Source organism: Micromonospora sp. WMMD712 (genome assembly GCF_029581295.1).
Classification (GTDB): Bacteria; Actinomycetota; Actinomycetes; order Mycobacteriales; family Micromonosporaceae; genus Micromonospora; species Micromonospora carbonacea.
This window is the reverse complement of sequence record NZ_CP120743.1, coordinates 5,697,501-5,714,093: the sequence shown is the minus strand read 5'-3', so window position 1 is coordinate 5,714,093 and position 16,593 is coordinate 5,697,501. Positions and strand designations below refer to the sequence as shown.

Annotated in this window: 17 protein-coding genes; 6 read left to right on the top strand and 11 right to left on the bottom strand. The window is 73.7% G+C overall.

Annotated elements, in window-relative coordinates:
* The first annotated feature begins 14 nt into the window (after positions 1-14).
* Positions 15-1,046 (top strand): class II fructose-bisphosphatase, encoded by a 1,032-nt coding sequence (gene glpX / locus O7633_RS25010; RefSeq protein WP_043961901.1) that lies wholly within the window; start codon positions 15-17, stop codon positions 1,044-1,046.
* On the top strand, positions 1,043-2,014 hold the full coding sequence (locus tag O7633_RS25005; RefSeq protein WP_282324122.1) for a DMT family transporter: 972 nt from the start codon (positions 1,043-1,045) through the stop codon (positions 2,012-2,014). The genes glpX and O7633_RS25005 overlap by 4 nt, the downstream gene beginning before the upstream one ends.
* A gap of 78 nt (positions 2,015-2,092) precedes the next feature.
* On the opposite strand, the gene O7633_RS25000 is transcribed toward O7633_RS25005, so the two are convergent.
* On the bottom strand, positions 2,093-3,043 hold the full coding sequence (locus O7633_RS25000) for an NAD-dependent epimerase/dehydratase family protein (RefSeq protein WP_282324121.1): 951 nt from the start codon (positions 3,041-3,043) through the stop codon (positions 2,093-2,095).
* A gap of 144 nt (positions 3,044-3,187) precedes the next feature.
* Between O7633_RS25000 and O7633_RS24995 the strand changes: the two genes are divergently transcribed.
* Positions 3,188-3,880, top strand: coding sequence for a TetR/AcrR family transcriptional regulator (locus O7633_RS24995; protein ID WP_178063382.1), 693 nt, complete (start codon positions 3,188-3,190; stop codon positions 3,878-3,880).
* 11 nt (positions 3,881-3,891) lie between these two features.
* Here O7633_RS24995 and O7633_RS24990 read toward each other — a convergent pair whose 3' ends face one another.
* The 6 genes from O7633_RS24990 to O7633_RS24965 all read right to left on the bottom strand — a co-directional run bounded on the left by O7633_RS24990 (position 3,892) and on the right by O7633_RS24965 (position 9,369).
* A complete protein-coding gene (locus O7633_RS24990) occupies positions 3,892-4,860 on the bottom strand; it encodes an NAD(P)/FAD-dependent oxidoreductase (protein WP_282324120.1) in 969 nt (322 codons plus the stop codon).
* A 169-nt stretch (positions 4,861-5,029) separates the two neighbouring features.
* Positions 5,030-5,686: a rhomboid family intramembrane serine protease gene (locus O7633_RS24985; RefSeq protein ID WP_178063381.1), complete on the bottom strand. Its 657-nt coding sequence runs from the start codon at positions 5,684-5,686 to the stop codon at positions 5,030-5,032.
* Positions 5,687-5,822: 136 nt separating this feature from the next.
* A complete protein-coding gene (locus tag O7633_RS24980) occupies positions 5,823-6,521 on the bottom strand; it encodes a lytic transglycosylase domain-containing protein (RefSeq protein ID WP_282324119.1) in 699 nt (232 codons plus the stop codon).
* A 285-nt stretch (positions 6,522-6,806) separates the two neighbouring features.
* Complete coding sequence (locus O7633_RS24975; protein ID WP_278132035.1) at positions 6,807-8,216, bottom strand: PhoH family protein; 1,410 nt, start codon at positions 8,214-8,216, stop codon at positions 6,807-6,809.
* Positions 8,217-8,560: 344 nt separating this feature from the next.
* Entirely contained in the window at positions 8,561-8,971 is a 411-nt protein-coding gene (locus O7633_RS24970; protein ID WP_282324118.1) for a hypothetical protein, read from the bottom strand.
* Positions 8,968-9,369: a hypothetical protein gene (locus O7633_RS24965; protein WP_282324117.1), complete on the bottom strand. Its 402-nt coding sequence runs from the start codon at positions 9,367-9,369 to the stop codon at positions 8,968-8,970. The genes O7633_RS24970 and O7633_RS24965 overlap by 4 nt, the downstream gene beginning before the upstream one ends.
* Positions 9,370-9,634: 265 nt before the next feature.
* Between O7633_RS24965 and O7633_RS24960 the strand changes: the two genes are divergently transcribed.
* The 3 genes from O7633_RS24960 to otsB all read left to right on the top strand — a co-directional run bounded on the left by O7633_RS24960 (position 9,635) and on the right by otsB (position 11,483).
* Positions 9,635-10,075, top strand: a complete 441-nt coding sequence (locus O7633_RS24960) for a helix-turn-helix transcriptional regulator (protein ID WP_282324116.1) — start codon at positions 9,635-9,637, stop codon at positions 10,073-10,075.
* A 160-nt stretch (positions 10,076-10,235) separates the two neighbouring features.
* Positions 10,236-10,589, top strand: coding sequence for a hypothetical protein (locus O7633_RS24955; protein WP_278132031.1), 354 nt, complete (start codon positions 10,236-10,238; stop codon positions 10,587-10,589).
* 69 nt (positions 10,590-10,658) lie between these two features.
* Complete coding sequence (gene otsB, locus O7633_RS24950; RefSeq protein WP_282324115.1) at positions 10,659-11,483, top strand: trehalose-phosphatase; 825 nt, start codon at positions 10,659-10,661, stop codon at positions 11,481-11,483.
* Between the two features lie 41 nt (positions 11,484-11,524).
* On the opposite strand, the gene O7633_RS24945 is transcribed toward otsB, so the two are convergent.
* Genes O7633_RS24945 through O7633_RS24930 form a run of 4 tightly spaced genes read right to left on the bottom strand, consistent with a single transcriptional unit; the run spans position 11,525 to position 16,240 of the window.
* Positions 11,525-12,295: an isoprenyl transferase gene (locus O7633_RS24945; protein ID WP_074476700.1), complete on the bottom strand. Its 771-nt coding sequence runs from the start codon at positions 12,293-12,295 to the stop codon at positions 11,525-11,527.
* Between the two features lie 31 nt (positions 12,296-12,326).
* A complete protein-coding gene (locus tag O7633_RS24940; protein ID WP_282324114.1) occupies positions 12,327-13,469 on the bottom strand; it encodes a geranylgeranyl reductase family protein in 1,143 nt (380 codons plus the stop codon).
* A gap of 25 nt (positions 13,470-13,494) precedes the next feature.
* Positions 13,495-14,358, bottom strand: a complete 864-nt coding sequence (locus O7633_RS24935) for a hypothetical protein (protein ID WP_282324113.1) — start codon at positions 14,356-14,358, stop codon at positions 13,495-13,497.
* Positions 14,359-14,389: 31 nt separating this feature from the next.
* Entirely contained in the window at positions 14,390-16,240 is a 1,851-nt protein-coding gene (locus tag O7633_RS24930) for a phosphoenolpyruvate carboxykinase (GTP) (protein WP_282324112.1), read from the bottom strand.
* Positions 16,241-16,593 lie beyond the last annotated feature (353 nt).

The following is a 16,593-nucleotide window of genomic DNA, read 5'->3' as shown; positions in this document are numbered from 1 at the left end:
AGGAGGAGGCCGTCATGACGAGCACGAGGACGCGTACCCCCCAGGATCTCGACCGCAACCTCGCCCTCGACCTGGTCCGGGTCACCGAGGCGGCGGCGATGGCCGCCGGCCGGTGGGTCGGGCGGGGCGACAAGGAGGGCGGCGACGGGGCGGCCGTCGACGCCATGCGCAAGCTGATCAACTCGATCCCGATGCGGGGCGTCGTGGTGATCGGCGAGGGCGAGAAGGACAACGCGCCGATGCTCTTCAACGGCGAGGAGGTCGGCGACGGCACGGGCCCCGAGGTCGACGTCGCTGTCGACCCGATCGACGGCACCACCCTGATGAGCAAGGGCATGCCCAACGCGCTCGCCGTCCTCGCGGTGGCCGAGCGGGGGGCGATGTTCGACCCGAGCGCCGTGTTCTACATGGAGAAGCTGGCCGTCGGCCAGGAGTACGCCGACGTGGTCGACATCAACGCCGGGGTGGCCGAGAACCTGCGCCGGATCGCCAAGGTCAAGGGCACCGACGTGTCCGAGGTCACCGTCTGCGTGCTGGACCGGTCCCGCCACGACGACCTGGTCACCCAGATCCGCCGCACGGGGGCGGGCATCCGGTTCATCTCCGACGGCGACATCGCGGGCGCGATCGCCGCCGCCCGGGGCGAGTCGGACGTCGACGTGCTGATGGGCATCGGCGGCACCCCGGAGGGGATCACCGCCGCCTGCGCCCTCAAGTGCATGGGCGGCGTCATGCAGGCCAAGCTCTGGCCGCGCGACGCGCAGGAGCGGGAGAAGGCCCTCGCCGCCGGTCACGACCTGGACCGCGTGCTGTTCACCGACGACCTGGTCACCGGCGACAACTGCTTCTTCGTGGCGACCGGGGTCACCTCCGGCGACCTGCTGCGGGGCGTGAGCTACCGGGCCGGCGGGGCGTACACCCAGTCGATCGTCATGCGCTCGAAGAGCGGCACGATCCGGGTGATCGACTCGTACCACCGGCTGGAGAAGCTGGCGCTGTACTCGGCCGTCGACTTCGACGGCCGCCCGCTCGCCGAGCAGGAGTGACGGCCACCGGGACCGCGTCCCCGCCGACCCTGCCGACCGCCCGCCGGATCACGGGCGTCGGGTTGGCCACCGCTTCCGGGGTCGCCGTCGCCGTGCAGTCCCGGATCAACGGCGAGCTGGGCGTACGCCTGGCCGACGGGATCGCCGCCGCCGTGCTCTCGTTCGGCGTGGGCCTGCTGGTGCTGCTGGTGCTGGTGCCGGCCACCCCCGCCGGGCGGCGGGGCCTGGTCGCGCTGCGGGTGGACCTGGCCGACGGTGCGCTGCGGCCGTGGCAGTGCCTCGGCGGCGCGTGCGGGGCGCTCTTCGTGGCCGCCCAGGGGCTGACCGTCGGCGCGCTCGGTGTGGCGGTGTTCACCGTGGCGGCGGTCGCCGGACAGTCCGGCAGCAGCCTGCTGGTCGACCGGGCCGGGCTCGGCCCCGCCGGCCGGCAGCCGGTCACCCCGAACCGCCTGGTGGGCGCGGCGCTGACCGTGCTGGCCGTGGTGCTGGCCGTCGGCGGCCGGCTCGGTGACCCGGGCACGCTGGGCCTGGCGCTGCTGCCGCTGCTGGCGGGGGTGGGCGTCGCCTGGCAGCAGGCGATGAACGGCCGGGTCCGGGCAACCACCGGCAGCGCCCTGGCCGCGACGCTCGTCAACTTCGCCGTCGGCACCGCGGTGCTGCTCGCCGCGTTCGTGGTGGAGGTGACCGTCCGGGGCCTGCCGGGCGGCGGCCTCCCGGCCGAGCCGTGGCTCTACCTGGGCGGCCCGGTCGGCATCGTCTTCATCGCGGTGGCCGCCGCCGTCGTGCGGTTCACCGGGGTGCTGCTGCTCGGCCTGGCCACCATCGCCGGGCAGGTCGTCGGGGCCGCCCTGCTGGACGTGGCGCTGCCGACCACGGCGTCGCACCCGGGGGTGCACACGCTGCTGGGGGCCGCGCTCACCCTGTTCGCCGCGCTGCTGGCCGCCCTCGGCCCACCAGCCCGCCGGTAAGGAAGGGCCCCCTGTTAACGCCTCCGGTAGAGAAGGGCACCCTTCTCACCACAGCAGCCCGCCGCCGCAGCAGCCCGGTCAGCGCAGCGGGCGACGGGGGGCGGAGGCGGGGGCGGCGCGCAGGGCGGCGACGGTCTGCGCGAGAGCGCTGCCCAGCGGGGTCGGCTCGATGCCGAGCGTGGCGGTGGCCGCGGTCGAGTCCATCAGGAAGGGCCGGTCGAACTGGTAGGCCGTCTCCCGCAGCTCCCGCACGAACGGGTTGACCAGCCCGCCCAGCCACAGCGCCGGGTACGGCAGCCGGGTGAGCCTGGGGGCGGGGGCGTCGGCCAGGGCGGCGGCCCGCGCGGCCAGCTCACGCGCGGAGACGGCGGGCGGGCTGGGCACGTGCCAGGCCCGTCCCCAGGCGCGCTCGACGGCGGCGACCCGCACGAGGGTGCGCGCGACGTCGTCGACGTACGTCCAGGTGTGCGGGGCGTCGAAGTCGACGGGCAGCACCACCCGGCGTCCGTCGAGCACCCGGGGCAGCAGCATCATCGGCACCGACAGCGCGCCGACGCCGAGGTAGTCGGAGCCGCGCACCTCGGTCACCCGGACCCGCCCCGCCCGGTGGGCGGCGACCGCCTCGGCCCACATCCGGTTGCGGACCTGCCCCTTCGTGCCGCCCGCCGCCGGCGGGATGTCCTCGGTCATCGGCCCGTCGACCGGCCCGTACCCGTAGAGGTTGCCGACCGTGGCGAGCACGGCCCCGGCGCGCCCGGCGGCGGTGAGCAGCGCGGCGGCCAGCGGCGGCCAGTCCGTCGCCCAGCGGTGGTAGGCCGGGTTGGCGCAGTTGTAGAGGGCGACCGCGCCGTCGGCGAGCGCGGCGAGCCGGTCCGGGTCGGCGGCGTCGGCCGCGACCCGCTCGACGCCCGGGTGCTCCGGGCCGGTGCCGCGCCGGGTGACCACCCGGACCCGCTCGCCGGCGGCCGCGAGGAGGTGGGCGGTGGCGGTGCCGACGGGTCCGGCGCCGACGATCACATGCAGTGGCATCACAGGTCACCCTTCGAATCGGGGGTACGAAACGAGAGCATCGCTCTCGATCTGCTGCACCCAGCATGGCCGTCGGGCGCCCCGCGCGTCAAGAGCACCGATCTCTAAATTGATCCGCGCTCTCCCACGTGGCAGAGTGGGGGCATGCCCGCCCCCTCGATCCGCGCCCGCGTACGCGCCGAGATGCTCGACGAGATCAAGGCCGTCGCCCGCCGCCACCTCGCCACCGACGGCGGCAACCTCAGCCTGCGCGCGGTCGCCCGGGACATGGGCATGGTCTCCTCTGCCCTCTACCGCTACTTCCCGAGCCGCGACGACCTGCTCACCGCGCTGATCGTCGAGGCGTACGACGCGCTGGGGGCGGCCGTGGAGGCGGCCGACGCGGGCGCGGACCGGCTCGACCCGCGCGGGCGCTGGCACGCCGCCTGCCGGGCGGCCCGGGGCTGGGCCCTGGCCCACCCCGCCGAGTACGCCCTGCTCTACGGCAGTCCGGTGCCCGGGTACGCCGCGCCGGACGACACGCTCGGGCCGGCGATGCGCCCGCCGGCAGTGCTGCTCGGCATCGTCCGCGACGGGCTGGCCGCCGGCCGCATCGCCGCCCCCGACCCCGGCGAGCTGCCCGAGCCGCTGCGGGCGGACCTCGCGGAGATCGCCGCCGCACTCGCCCCGGGGCTGCCCGAGGCGCTGCTCGCCCGCTGCCTGGCCGGCTGGACGCAGCTGTTCGGGCTGATCAGCTTCGAGTTGTTCGGCCGGATCGACCGCACCCTGCCGCACCGCGCCGAGTATTTCGAACACCAGACCGGCCTGCTGGCCGACCTCATCGGCCTGCCCCGCTGACCGGGGCGCGGTCAGGGGGCGTCGGAGGAGTGGCCCGGGAAGAGGTGGGCGGACGGGTCGATGGCGACGGCGGCGTTGTTGACCGCCGTGGCGGCCTCCCCGAAGCCCGTGGCGATGAGCCGCACCTTGCCCGGGTATTCGGTGATGTCCCCGGCGGCGAAGACCCGGGGCAGGTTCGTGGCCATCGCGCTGTCCACCAGGATGTGCCGGCGGTCCAGCCGCAGCCCCCACTCGGCGATCGGGCCGAGGTCGGCGGTGAACCCGAGGGCGGCCACCACCGTGTCCACGGGCAGCGTCTCGGGGGCCGCCCCCTTCACGGTGATCTCCGCGGCGGTCACCGCGCTGTCGCCGTGCAGCCGGGTGACCTCGGCGTTGACGACGATCCGCACGGCCGACCGCTGCACCCGGGCGACGGTGGCGGCGTGGGCCCGGAACCGCTCCCGCCGGTGCACCAGGGTCACCGAGCGGGCCAGCGGCTCCAGCGCCAGCGCCCAGTCGAACGCGGAGTCGCCCCCGCCGACGATCAGCACGTCCCGGTCGGCGAGCGCGGCCGGCTCCGGCACGAAGTAGACGATCCCGGAGCCGGTGAAGCTGTCGGCGACCGGCAGCGGACGCGGGGTGAAGCTGCCCAGGCCGCCGGTGACGACCACCGCCCCGCAGGTGAGCTGCTCGCCACCGGCGAGGCCGAGCACCGGCCGGCCGTCGGTGTGCGACAGCTTTTCGGCCCTGGTGCCGAGCAGGTATCTCGGCTGGAACGGCGCGGCCTGGGCGACCAGGTTGGCCACCAGGTCCCGCCCCTTGACGGCCGGGAACCCGGCCACGTCGAGGATCAGCTTCTCCGGGTACATCGCGGTGATCTGGCCGCCGGCCTCGGGCAGGGCGTCGACCACGGCGACGGAGAGCCCCCGGAACCCGGCGTAGTACGCGGCGAACAGCCCCGTCGGGCCCGCACCGATCACTGCGACATCGACCTCGGGCATAGCGTACCGTCGCTTTCCGCTCACGGATCAACGCGTGCTGAAGCCGACGGTAGGCGCGCGCCGGGTCCGGATCAAGCACCGTCCCATGCCGGACGTGGGCGGGGCGCGGCCCGGCACCGGGTGAGAAGGGTGCCCTTCTCTGCCGCAGGCGTTAACAGGGGGCCCTTCCTTACGCCCGCAGGGGCGGGGTGTCCAGGTCGTACGGGTCGTCCTCGGCCCGGCGTCGCCGGAACAGGATCGCGGCGACCACGCCGCCGACCAGCCCGAACAGGTGGCCCTGCCAGGAGATCTGCTCGTCGGTGGGGAGGATCCCGAGCAGCTGCCAGCCGTAGAGCAGGCCGACCAGCAGCACGACGGCGAAGTTCCACCAGCTCCGCTCGACCACGCCCCGGGTGAGCAGGACGCCCAGGTAGCCGAAGATGACGCCGCTGGCCCCGACCACGACCGAGTTGGGTGAGCCGGTGAACCACACGCCCAGCCCGCTGACCAGCACGATGACCAGGGTGGACCACATGAACCGGCGGAATCCGGCGGCGAGCACGAAGGTGCCGAGCAGGATCAGCGGCACGCTGTTGCTGTAGAGGTGGTTGAAGTCGGCGTGCAGGAACGGCGAGAAGAGCACCCCGTCGAGCCCGTCGATGTGCCGCGGGATGATGCCGCCGGCCAGGTCGAGGTCGATGCCGAGACCGGCGTCGAGGGCCTCGACCAGGAAGAGCACCGGCACGACGGCGCACATGGCGACGAAGGCGCGGCCGATCGAGGCGTAGAAGGCCTCGGTGCCGAAGCGTCGCGGGTCGCCGCCCGGGGGGCCGTCGTGCAGGGTCATGTCCAAACAGCTATCAGCATTCCCGCCCGACCGCCACCCGGGCGGCGGGACCGTCGGGAAACGACGACGGCGGGGTGGGCGCCGGGGAGGCGCCCGCCCCGCCGTCGCGGTGCGCGGTCGAGCGGTGCTCAGCGGATCAGTACCAGCCCTCGCTCTGCGACTGGCTCCACGCCGAGCACGGCGAGCTGTAGCGGCCCTTGATGTAGCCGAGGCCCCACTTGATCTGGGTGGCCGGGTTGGTCTCCCAGTCGTCGCCGACCGAGGCCATCTTGCTGCCCGGCACCGCCTGCGGGATGCCGTGCGCGCCGGACGAGGAGTTGTGCGCCCTGGGGTTCCAGCCGCTCTCCTTGGTCCAGAGCTTGTCCAGGCACGGGAACTGGTCGATGCCGAATCCGGCGTCGATCATCAACGCGCAACCGATCTTCCGGTTGCCGCCGTACTCGTTGCACGAGGCGGGGATCGGGCCGTCGTACGGCTTGCTCGCCTTGGCCGCCGCCTTCTCGGCGGCCTCCTTCGCCGCGGCCTCGCGCTCGCGCTTGCGGGACGCCGCCTCGGCCTCACGGGCCCGGTCGGCGGCCTCCTTGGCCGCCGCGGCGGCACGCTTCTCGGCCTGGTACTCGGCGGCCCGCTTCTCGGCGGAGACGATCCGGTGCTGGGCCTGCCGCTCGCGCTGGTAGTCGAACTCGGCCTGGTCCACCTGGAGGCCGACCTGCGCGGTCAGGCCCTGTTGCTGGGTTTCCCGGTCTTCGCCCAGATAGAAGCCGCCGGCAACGCCCACGGAGAGCAGCGCGACGGCGGCGGTACGGGCGCCGAACCGGCTCCACAGCCGACTCACGAAGTGGTCCCTTCGTCGGGGGCAAGGACACGGCGCGACCCTGGCCCGAGGAGGGACCCGGCCCGCGCCGTGAGCGCCCCGACCCTGCCGGTCGCAGCCGACGCACTCGCCCGGGCCGCTCCCCGCCGTCGGGTGCCCGACGGGAACGGATGATCTTGGCGGTGCGTGGACGCTCGATGGACACCATTGCGCACAGTGAGGCTGATGGGAAACCACCAGCCCCAATTGTGATCTGGGCCACAGGCAGAATCACGCTAAAGGGTGACTAGACAGGCATGATCTCGGTCAGAACGGGATCTCCTCCAACAGATCCGTCACCATCGCCGCGATCGGCGACCGCTCCGAGCGGTTGAGCGTGACGTGCGCGAACAGGGGGTGCCCCTTCAGGGTCTCGATCACCGCGGTCACGCCGTCGTGCCGGCCCACCCGCAGGTTGTCCCGCTGGGCGACGTCGTGGGTGAGCACCACCCGCGACCCCTGGCCGATCCGGGAGAGCACGGTGAGCAGCACGCCCCGCTCCAACGACTGGGCCTCGTCCACGATGACGAAGGCGTCGTGCAGGCTGCGGCCCCGGATGTGGGTGAGCGGCAGGACCTCCAGGATCCCCCGGGCCATGACCTCCTCCAGCACGTTCTCGTGCACCACCGCGCCGAGGGTGTCGAAGACGGCCTGCGCCCAGGGCGACATCTTCTCCGTCTCGGAGCCGGGGAGGTAGCCGAGCTCCTGGCCGCCGACGGCGTACAGGGGGCGGAAGACGATCACCTTCTTGTGCCGGCGACGCTCCATCACCGCCTCCAGGCCCGCGCACAGCGCCAGCGCCGACTTGCCGGTGCCGGCCCGCCCGCCCAGCGAGACGATCCCGATCGACTCGTCCAGCAGCAGGTCGAGGGCGACCCGCTGCTCGGCCGAGCGGCCGTGCACGCCGAACGCCTCCCGGTCGCCCCGGACCAGCCGGACCGTCTTGTCGGGCAGCACCCGGCCGAGGGCGGAGCCGCGCCCGGAGTGCAGCACCAGACCGGTGTGGCAGGGCAGCCCCGCCGCGCCGTCCAGGTCGAGGGTCTCGCCGGCGTAGAGCGCGGAGATCTCCTCGTCGCCCAGCGCCAGCTCGGACATCCCCGTCCAGGTCGGGTCGCTGGCCTGGCCGTGCCGGTACTCGTCGGCGCGCAGCCCGACCGAGGCCGCCTTGACCCGCAGCGGCATGTCCTTGCTCACCAGGGTCACGTCGCGCCCCTCGGCGGCCAGGTTGAGCGCCACCGAGAGGATCCGGGCGTCGTTGGACTCGTTGCGGAAGCCGGGGGGCAGCACGCCGTCGTCGGTGTGGTTGAGCTCCACCCGCAGGGTGCCGCCGGCGTCGTTGGCGGGCACCGGCCGGTCCAGCCGGCCGTGGCGCACGCGCAGCTCGTCCAGCATGCGCAGGGACTGCCGGGCGAACCAGCCGAGCTCGGGGTGGTGCCGCTTGCCCTCCAGCTCGGAGATCACCACGAGGGGCAGGACCACCTCGTGCTCGGCGAACCGGTGGAAGGCCGCCGGGTCCGAGAGCAGGACCGACGTGTCCAGGACGAACGCCTGGCCGGCTGGTCGGGGCTCCTCGGGCTCGACCGGGGTCGCCGCGCGGCGGCTCCGGGTGGCACGGCGGGTCGTGGCAGTCGCGGCCGGGGTCTGGTCGGCACCGGCGGGGGTACGGCGAGTCGTCACAGGCCTGCTCCGGCGGATGGGCACCCGGCCACCCGCGTTCCGCCTCGTCCGGTGCCCGGGGACACGGGGTCGGATGCGGGCCCCGTGCGCGAGGTCGCAGATCCGGGCTGGCCGGCTGGCCCGGGGGAGATCCCGCGCCATGACTAGACGCTAGCCCCGCCACGGCGTCCCGGCTAGAGGTTGACCCGTGGATCTCGGGAGTCGGACCGGTGGACGGGCACGGCGGACCGGCCGGGATGCATGCCCCCTGCGCGCATCCCGGCCGGTGGCACCACCGTCACCGGTCCGAGGTGGCCCCCGCCGGTGCGCGTCCGCCGGGACGGCGCACCGGGTCGTCGGCGGGCTCAGTTCTGCCAGCGGACCAGGACGGCCGGTTGCCGCCCGCGGACCGCCGCCGGGGCCCCGGACGCCGCCCGGACGCCGACGCCCGCCGTGGCCGCGACGACGCCCGCCGGGCTCGCCGGCGGGCCGGGGACGGGCGCGGCGGAGGCGGCGAAGGCGGAGCCGGTGTACGTGGTGCCCTGCCGCGCGCTCGGCCCGGAGCGGACGGCCGGCGGAGGGCCGGCGAGGGCCGAGGCGATGGCGGCCTGGGCCTCGCGGCGGCGGTTCCAGGCGCCCCGGTCGCCGTCGAAGTAGCCCTGCCGGTAGCCGAACCGGTAGCCGATGCGGTAGCTGAGCTGGCCGTGCAGCCGCCCGGCGGCGTAGCTGGCCGAGCCGAGGACGAGGACGAGGACGACCGCGACGAAGGGGCTCACCGCTCCTCCGGCCCGGTGCCGGAGGGGTCGGCGTCGGTGCGGTCGACGCCGACATCGGTGGGATCGGCTCCGGCGTCGGCGGGGTCGGCGACCAGGAGCCGCTCCAGGTCGTCCGTGCTGACCTCCTCGACCAGCTCGACGCTGATCCGGCAGCCGTCCAGCACCAGCTCGGCGACGGAGCAGCGCCGGATCTCGCCACCGGCGTCGTAGACCCGGACGCTGAGTTCCGGGCAGTTGAGGTGGGTCCGCCAGGCGTCCCACTCCGCCCGGTCGCCCACGTTGAGCGACAGGTAGCGGCAGCCGCGGGCGAGGTAGAGCCGCCAGGGGGCGCTCAGTCCCGCGGCCACTCCCTCCGCGACCAGGCCGAACGCCTGCTCACGGGTGGCGAGTTCGGTCACCGCGCCCCCCTGAGGACGGGGAAGGGACGCAGGTGAGCACCAGTCGTCTCGTGCACGTGACACACGGTAAACTGTCCCATGGGCGTGACAGTATCAGCTTTTCGTCCCATTACCCCGACACTGACGCACTCCTATCCTACGCAGGTGATACGCCGTGGAATCGCCCTCACGAACGGCCACTGGCGACCGGTTACGCGTGTCTCATTCACGTGACAACAGCGCGCCCGGCGTCCCCAGTGGATCCGGCTGGCCGTACCGTCACGGGGTGACCGAGAGCGCTCACGCCCGGAAGATCGCCTTCGCCGCCTTCGTCCGCCGGGCCCTCGACGACGCCCGGGCCATGCGCGCCTGGAGCGGCACCGAGGTCTCCCGCCGCACCGGGGTCTCCCGGCAGACCATCAACCGCTGGGTACGCGGCGACTGGGCCAGCGACCCCGAGGCCGAGCGGGTGGTCGCCTTCTGCGAGGGGCTCGGGCTCAACCCGACGACCGCCTTCGCGGCGCTGGGCTGGGAGCGCGCCGCCGCCCAGCGGGCGGCCACCGCACCGCCCCCGATGGACCCGGACGTCGAGGCGCTGCTGCGCCGGCTCGTCGACCCGAACGTCTCGGACGCGGAGAAGTTCCACATCCGAGAAACCATCAGATACCTCGCGTATCGCCCAAGTCTCCCGACAGATGTCCGAAAAAGGGGTAATCGGGCGGGCTAGTTCCTCAGATGGCGAAAGAACGGCGGCCCGTACCCAATCGTTTCGCTCCGGGGCCGGAACGGGCACGCTAGCGTCCTATCCGTACTGCCTGGGCTCGTCATCGGCGGGGGGCGGGACAAGGCCGAACCCAGCCCTGCGGGACAGAAGGAGGGGTCTGTCCATGACCCTGAAGTGGTTCGCAGTCGTGGTCGCGGCGGTCGCGCTGACCTCGGCCCTGACCGGCAACGTGGTGATCGGCGTCGTCGGCGGCGGGGAGCTTCCCGTGGTCGCCAACCTCCTCGCCCTCACCACCGCCGGCACTGCGGTCGTCCTGGCCGTCGTCGCCGAGCTGCACGAACGACTCGACGACCGGGTCAGCGCGCTCACCGAGTTCCTGGTGGCCCGGCTCACCGAGATCGAGACGCGCACCGGCGACCGCAACGCCGGATTCGTGGAGGGTTACCTGCTCAGCCACGGCCAGGACGCCGACGTCCTGCCGTTCGGACGCCGGGGCCGGGGGGCCGCCGAACGCTGACCTGTTCCTGGCCGTAGCGCCCCGTCTCGACCACGAATGAGTGGCCCGCGCCGGGGTACGCTGTCGCGCGTGCCGCCGTTGAATCTGGGCAACCAACAGCCGAAGACCCCGCTGGATGCCGACCAGGCCTGGCAGGCGACCGCCGGCCGGGCGTCCGACACCGTCCTCTTCTTCGACTTCGACGGCACACTCGCGCCCGTCGACGACGACCCGACCGCCGTGCAGCCCGCGCCGAAGGTGCTGGCCGCGATCGAGGCCCTCGCGCCGCTGGTGCGCCGGGTCGCCATCGTCTCCGCCCGCCCGGTGGAGTTCCTCCGCGACCACCTCGGCGGGCTGGCCGGCGTCGACCTCTACGGCCTCTACGGCCTGGAGCACAGCCACTCCGGCGGCGAGACCGTCACCGAGCCCGCGGCGCTGCCCTGGGTGCCGACCATGCAGGAGCTGGCCGACCTCGCCCGCGCGGAGCTCCCGCCGGGCGCGCTGGTGGAGTTCAAGCGGCTCTCCGTGGCGCTGCACTGGCGCACCGCGCCCCAGCTCCGCGAGGTCGTCCAGGAGTGGGGGCAGGCCCAGGCCGAGCGGCTCGGGCTGCGCGTGCAGGCCGGGCGGATGGTGCTGGAGATCAAGCCCCCGGTCGACCGCGACAAGGGCATGGTGATCGGCGAGGTGGTCCGGGACGCCGGCGGGGCATGGTATTTCGGCGACGACGTCTCCGACATCAAGGCGTTCGCGGCGCTGCGCGCCCGGTCGGCGGCGGACCCGGAGTTCCTCGGGGTCTGCGTGGCGGTGGCCAACCCGGAGACCGGCCACGAGGTCGCCGAGGCCGCCGACCTGACCATCGACTCCCCCGCCGCACTCGGCGACTTCCTCACCGAGGCCCTCCCCCGGCTCAGGTGAGCCGGGCCCGCCCGGTCGGGGCGGGCACCACCGGGGGCGGCTCAGACGCCGAAGCGGCGCTGCCGGGTGGCGTACGAGCGCAGGGCGCGCAGGAAGTCGACCCGGCGGAAGTCGGGCCAGTTCAGCTCGCAGAAGTAGAACTCCGAGTGGGCCGACTGCCAGAGCATGAAGCCCGACAGGCGCTGCTCGCCGCTGGTCCGGATGATCAGATCCGGGTCGGGCAGGCCCCGGGTGTAGAGGTGCTCGGAGATGTGGTCGACGTCGAGGGTCTCGGCCAGCTCCTCGATGGTGCCACCGGCCGCCGCGTGCTCGTGCAGCAACGAGCGGACGGCGTCGGCGATCTCGCGCCGGCCGCCGTATCCGACGGCGATGTTGACCTGCGCGCCGCCGGTGCGCTGCCGGGTGCGTTCCTCGGCGGCCTTGAGCGCCGTCGCGTGGTGCGCCGGGAGCACGTCGAGCGCGCCGACCATGCGCAGCCGCCAGGGGTTGCCCTCCTCGGCCAACTCGGTCGACAGGTCCTCGATGATCTGCAACAGCGGGTCCAGCTCCTCCGCCGGGCGGGACAGGTTGTCCGTCGACAGCAGCCACAGCGTCACGTGGCCCACGCCGGCGGCGTCGCACCAGCGCAGCAGCTCCTTGATCCGCTCCGCGCCCATGCGGTGCCCGTCGTTCGGGTCGACGAAGCCCATCTCCCGAGCCCAGCGGCGGTTTCCGTCGCACATGACGCCCACGTGCCGGGGCACCGGCTTGCCCGCGAGCGTGGCCGTCAGCCGCCGCTCGTACACGGAGTAGAGGAGATTCCGCAGAGTCATCACCTTGCAGAGTAGCGACCCCGCGCGCGCTTCAGCCCTCCGGTGGCCGATGCCGCGCCGAGAGACCGGCACCGATCATCGCGAGGGTCCGCGCGTCCAGCCGGCCGTCGCCGAGGCCCAACTCGACGACGGTGCCGAAGACCCGCTCGTCGCGCCGGGCCGCCCGCACCGCCGCGTCGACGACCCACCGGCGGCGGGCCAGCCAGGCCGCGGCCGAGCTGTGCCGCAGGTGTACGCCGAGACGGCGGCGCAGCGCGGCGGTGTAGCCGGCGGCGGCGTGGGCGGGGTCGCCGGCCGCCGCCGCGCCGGCCAGCGCGCCGGAGAGCAGCGCGTAGAAGATGCCCTCCCCGGTGAACGGATTGATCAGCGACAGCGCGTCCCCGGCGAGCAGCAGCCGCCCCCGGCCGGGCGGCGGGCGGTGCGTGGACAGCGGCAGGTGGTGGGCGCGCAGCCCGGTCACCGTCGCCGGATCGGTGCCCGGCAGCAGCGCGGCCAGCCGGTCCACCAGGTGCGCCCGGGTCAGCGGCTCGCCGCGCAGCACCTCCCCGTACCCGACGTTCGCCCGCCCGTCGCCGATCGGGAACGACCAGGCGTACGCCGGCCAGCGCGGGCCGGAGGTGACGATGAGCTGCTCGGGCGGGCCGGGACGGGCCGGCGCGTACCCCCGGATCGCCAGGGCCAGGTGACGGTCCGGGTTCACCGGGTGGCCGAGCGCCCGCCGCACGACCGACGCCGCGCCGTCCGCCCCGACCACGGCCCGCGCGGCGAGCTCGCCGTCGAGCACCACCCGCCCGCCGCGCTGCTCGACCCGCCGCACGGCGTGCCGACGCAGCTCCGCGCCGGCCGCGACCGCCGCCGCCACCAGCCGGGCGTCGAACACCTCCCGGGGCACCGTGTACGCGGGCCGGGGCAGCGCCCGCGCCACCGCGTCGCCGCCGGGGCCGACCAGCCGGATCCGGGGCAGCGGGGCGTACCCGTCGACGGCCCCGGCGACGCCCAGCCGGGCGAGGACGTCCAGCGCGTGCGCGGCGACGCCGTCCCCGCACGCCTTGTCCCGGGGGAAGTCGGCCCGGTCCAGCAGCAGCACCCGGGCGCCGGCCCGGCGGGCGGCCAGCGCGGCGGCCACCCCCGCCGGTCCCGCCCCGACCACCGCCACGTCGTACTCGTCTCCCACGGCGTCTCCCCCTGTCCCGCGCGGCTCAGCCCGGCGTCGGCGTGGCCTCCGCCCGGCCGGCGCGCCACAACCCGTACAACGCCAGGACGGCGGCGGCGAGCAACGGGGCGCCGTCGCGGACCAGGCCGTCGACGCCGAGCAGCCACCAGCACAGCGGCAGGTCCACGGCGAGCACGCCGAGGGTGATCGCGACCAGCAGGCGGCGGGCCCAGCGCCGGCCGCGCAGCAGGAAGGCGGTGCAGAGCAGCACGGCGTAGCTGACGGCGATCCCGGCGGCGAACCAGAACAGCACGGCGGGGACGACGGCCGGCCGGCCGTCGAACACGACGCCGACGGCCACCAGGGCCGGGACGAGCATCAGCGGGCTGTACGTGAACGCGGCGGCCCGGCTGGTCAGCAGCCAGCCGGTGACCGGGGGCCGTTTCGGGGCGACCTCCCGCCAGGCGATCGTCCCGCCCTCGACGACGAGGCCCCTGCGGTGCCGGACCAGGTGACCGGCGACGGCGTCGGAGCGGTAGAGCAGCCAGACGACGGCCACGCAGAGCCCGGTGAGCAGGGCGAAGCCGAGCAGCCCCGGCAGCGGTGGCACGCCCTGCCTCGGCACGACCAGGCGGCCGACCGCGAAGACGGTGGTGACGGCGAGGATCAGCCCGAACGGCCGGGCCAGGGCGCGGCCCCGGCGCACGTGCCCGATCAGCAGGAGGAAGCCCAGCGAGCGCAGCATCGCCCAGCCGGTGCGCACGGCCAGCCCGAAGCCCTGCTCCGGGGCGTACCACCAGTTGAGCAGCTCGACCACGACGGTGGCCGCCGCCGTGACGGCCAGCAGGGTGGTCAGGGCCCGGACGGCGGACGGCCGCCGGACCTCGGTGGTCACGGCGGCCGTCCTCATGGCATCCGATGGTGCCCGGTGCGGGCAAGCGTCACACCTGTCGGCGGGGCTGTTCCTGGTCGAGCCGGGCGCGCAGCGCGTCGAGCTCGGCCCACAGGACGCCGGGCAGCTTGTCGCCGAACTTCTCGAACCACTCGGTGACCAGCGGCAGCTCCTCGCGCCACTCGTCCGGGTCGACCTTCAGGGCGATCCGGACGTCCTCCGGGGTCATGTCGAGGCCGTCGACGTCCAGCGCGTCCTGCGCCGGGACCATGCCGATCGGGGTCTCGACGGCGTCGGCGCGGCCCTCGATCCGCTCGATGATCCACTTGAGCACCCGGGAGTTCTCGCCGAAGCCCGGCCAGAGGAAGTTGCCCTCGGCGTCCTTGCGGAACCAGTTGACGTAGTAGATCTTGGGCAGCTTGGCCTCGTCGCCGTCGGTGCCCTTGCCCATCTCGATCCAGTGCCGGAAGTAGTCGCCGGCGTGGTAGCCGATGAACGGCAGCATCGCCATCGGGTCGCGGCGCACCACGCCGACCGCGCCGGACGCGGCGGCGGTGGTCTCCGAGGACAGGGTCGCGCCCAGGTAGACGCCGTGCACCCAGTCCCGGGCCTCGGTGACCAGCGGAACGGTGTCCCGCCGCCGGCCGCCGAACAGGATCGCGTCGATCGGCACCCCGTTGGGGTCGTAGTAGTCGTCGGCGAGGATCGGGCACTGCGTGATCGGGGTGCAGAACCGGCTGTTCGCGTGCGAGGAGAGGCCCTCGCTCTGCGGCGTCCAGTCGTTGCCCTTCCAGTCGACCAGGTGCGCCGGCGGCTCGCCCATGCCCTCCCACCAGATGTCGCCGTCGTCGGTGAGGGCGACGTTGGTGAAGATGGAGTTGCCCCGGTCGAGCGTGCGCATCGCGTTCGCGTTGGTCTTCCAGTCGGTGCCCGGGGCGACGCCGAACAGGCCGTACTCCGGGTTGACCGCGTAGAGCCGGCCGTCCGGGCCGAACCGCATCCAGGCGATGTCGTCGCCGATGGTCTCGACCTTCCAGCCGGGGACGGTCGGCTCCAGCATGGCCAGGTTGGTCTTGCCGCAGGCCGACGGGAACGCCCCGGCGACGTGGTAGACCTTCCCCTCCGGCGAGGTGATCTTGAGGATCAGCATGTGCTCGGCGAGCCAGCCCTCGTCCCGGCCCATCACGCTGGCGATGCGCAGCGAGTAGCACTTCTTGCCGAGCAGCGAGTTTCCGCCGTAGCCGGAGCCGTAGGACCAGATCTCCCGGGTCTCCGGGAAGTGCGAGATGTACTTCGTCTCGTTGCACGGCCACGCCACGTCCTGCTGGCCGGGCGCGAGCGGGGCGCCGATCGAGTGCAGGGCGTGCACGAACTCCGCGTCGTCGCCCATCGCCGCCAGGACCTTTGCGCCCATCCGGGTCATGATGCGCATCGAGGCCACCACGTACGGGCTGTCGGTGATCTCGACGCCGAACATGGGGTTCTCGGCCTCGACCGGGCCCATGCAGAACGGGATGACGTACATGGTGCGGCCGCGCATGCAGCCGCGGTAGAGCTGCGTCATCGTCCGCTTCATCTCGGCCGGCGCCATCCAGTTGTTGGTGGGGCCGGCGTCCGCCTCGTCGACGGAGCAGATGAACGTGCGCTCCTCGACACGGGCGACGTCGGAGGGGTCGGTGCGGGCGTAGAACGAGTTCGGCTTCTTCTCCGGGTTGAGCCGGATCAGGGTGCCGTTGGCGACGAGTTCGTCGGTGAGGCGACGCCACTCCTCGTCGGACCCGTCCACCCAGACGACCCGGTCGGGAGTGGTCAGTTCCGCTACCTCACGAACCCAGGTGAGCAGTTTGGGGTGGGACGTCGGGGCCTGATCGATCCCCCGAACGGTGGCCGGAGCAACCATGACACATCTCCTTGTGGTCGACGCTGACCGGTCTGTGGCATGCACGAGCGGTGACGGCGCGAGGCGTCGCCTTCGTGGAAACCTGGGATTGGCCTCAGCGTAAACCGGGCGACGTCGCGAGTCAGTGGGACTGGTTGTGAAGAACTGCACAAGGTGCGGTCACGCTGCGGCATCGCGATCTGATACCCGCTTTCACGCGCAGTTTCACGCAAATTCCTCCGCGACCTTCGCCGAGCTCCGGGCCCTGCGGGAACCGGCGGGCCGAGCGCGACGGGTGGTGCTGATGAGAGTTCCGGTGACATCGGCGAACCGGCGACGGAATGCGCGAAACTGTGCGCGGATGCGCATTCCCG

Bases quoted from the DNA above. Each gene is read 5' to 3' on its own strand.
- O7633_RS25000 (WP_282324121.1), bottom strand. From the start codon at position 3,043: ATGCCACTGCATGTGATCGTCGGCGCCGGACCCGTCGGCACCGCCACC.
- O7633_RS24935 (WP_282324113.1), bottom strand. From the start codon at position 14,358: ATGAGGACGGCCGCCGTGACCACCGAGGTCCGGCGGCCGTCCGCCGTC.
- O7633_RS24955 (WP_278132031.1), top strand. From the start codon at position 10,236: ATGACCCTGAAGTGGTTCGCAGTCGTGGTCGCGGCGGTCGCGCTGACC.
- O7633_RS24995 (WP_178063382.1), top strand. From the start codon at position 3,188: ATGCCCGCCCCCTCGATCCGCGCCCGCGTACGCGCCGAGATGCTCGAC.
- O7633_RS24930 (WP_282324112.1), bottom strand. From the start codon at position 16,240: ATGGTTGCTCCGGCCACCGTTCGGGGGATCGATCAGGCCCCGACGTCC.
- O7633_RS24945 (WP_074476700.1), bottom strand. From the start codon at position 12,295: ATGACTCTGCGGAATCTCCTCTACTCCGTGTACGAGCGGCGGCTGACG.
- glpX (WP_043961901.1), top strand. From the start codon at position 15: ATGACGAGCACGAGGACGCGTACCCCCCAGGATCTCGACCGCAACCTC.
- O7633_RS24985 (WP_178063381.1), bottom strand. From the start codon at position 5,686: ATGACCCTGCACGACGGCCCCCCGGGCGGCGACCCGCGACGCTTCGGC.
- O7633_RS24990 (WP_282324120.1), bottom strand. From the start codon at position 4,860: ATGCCCGAGGTCGATGTCGCAGTGATCGGTGCGGGCCCGACGGGGCTG.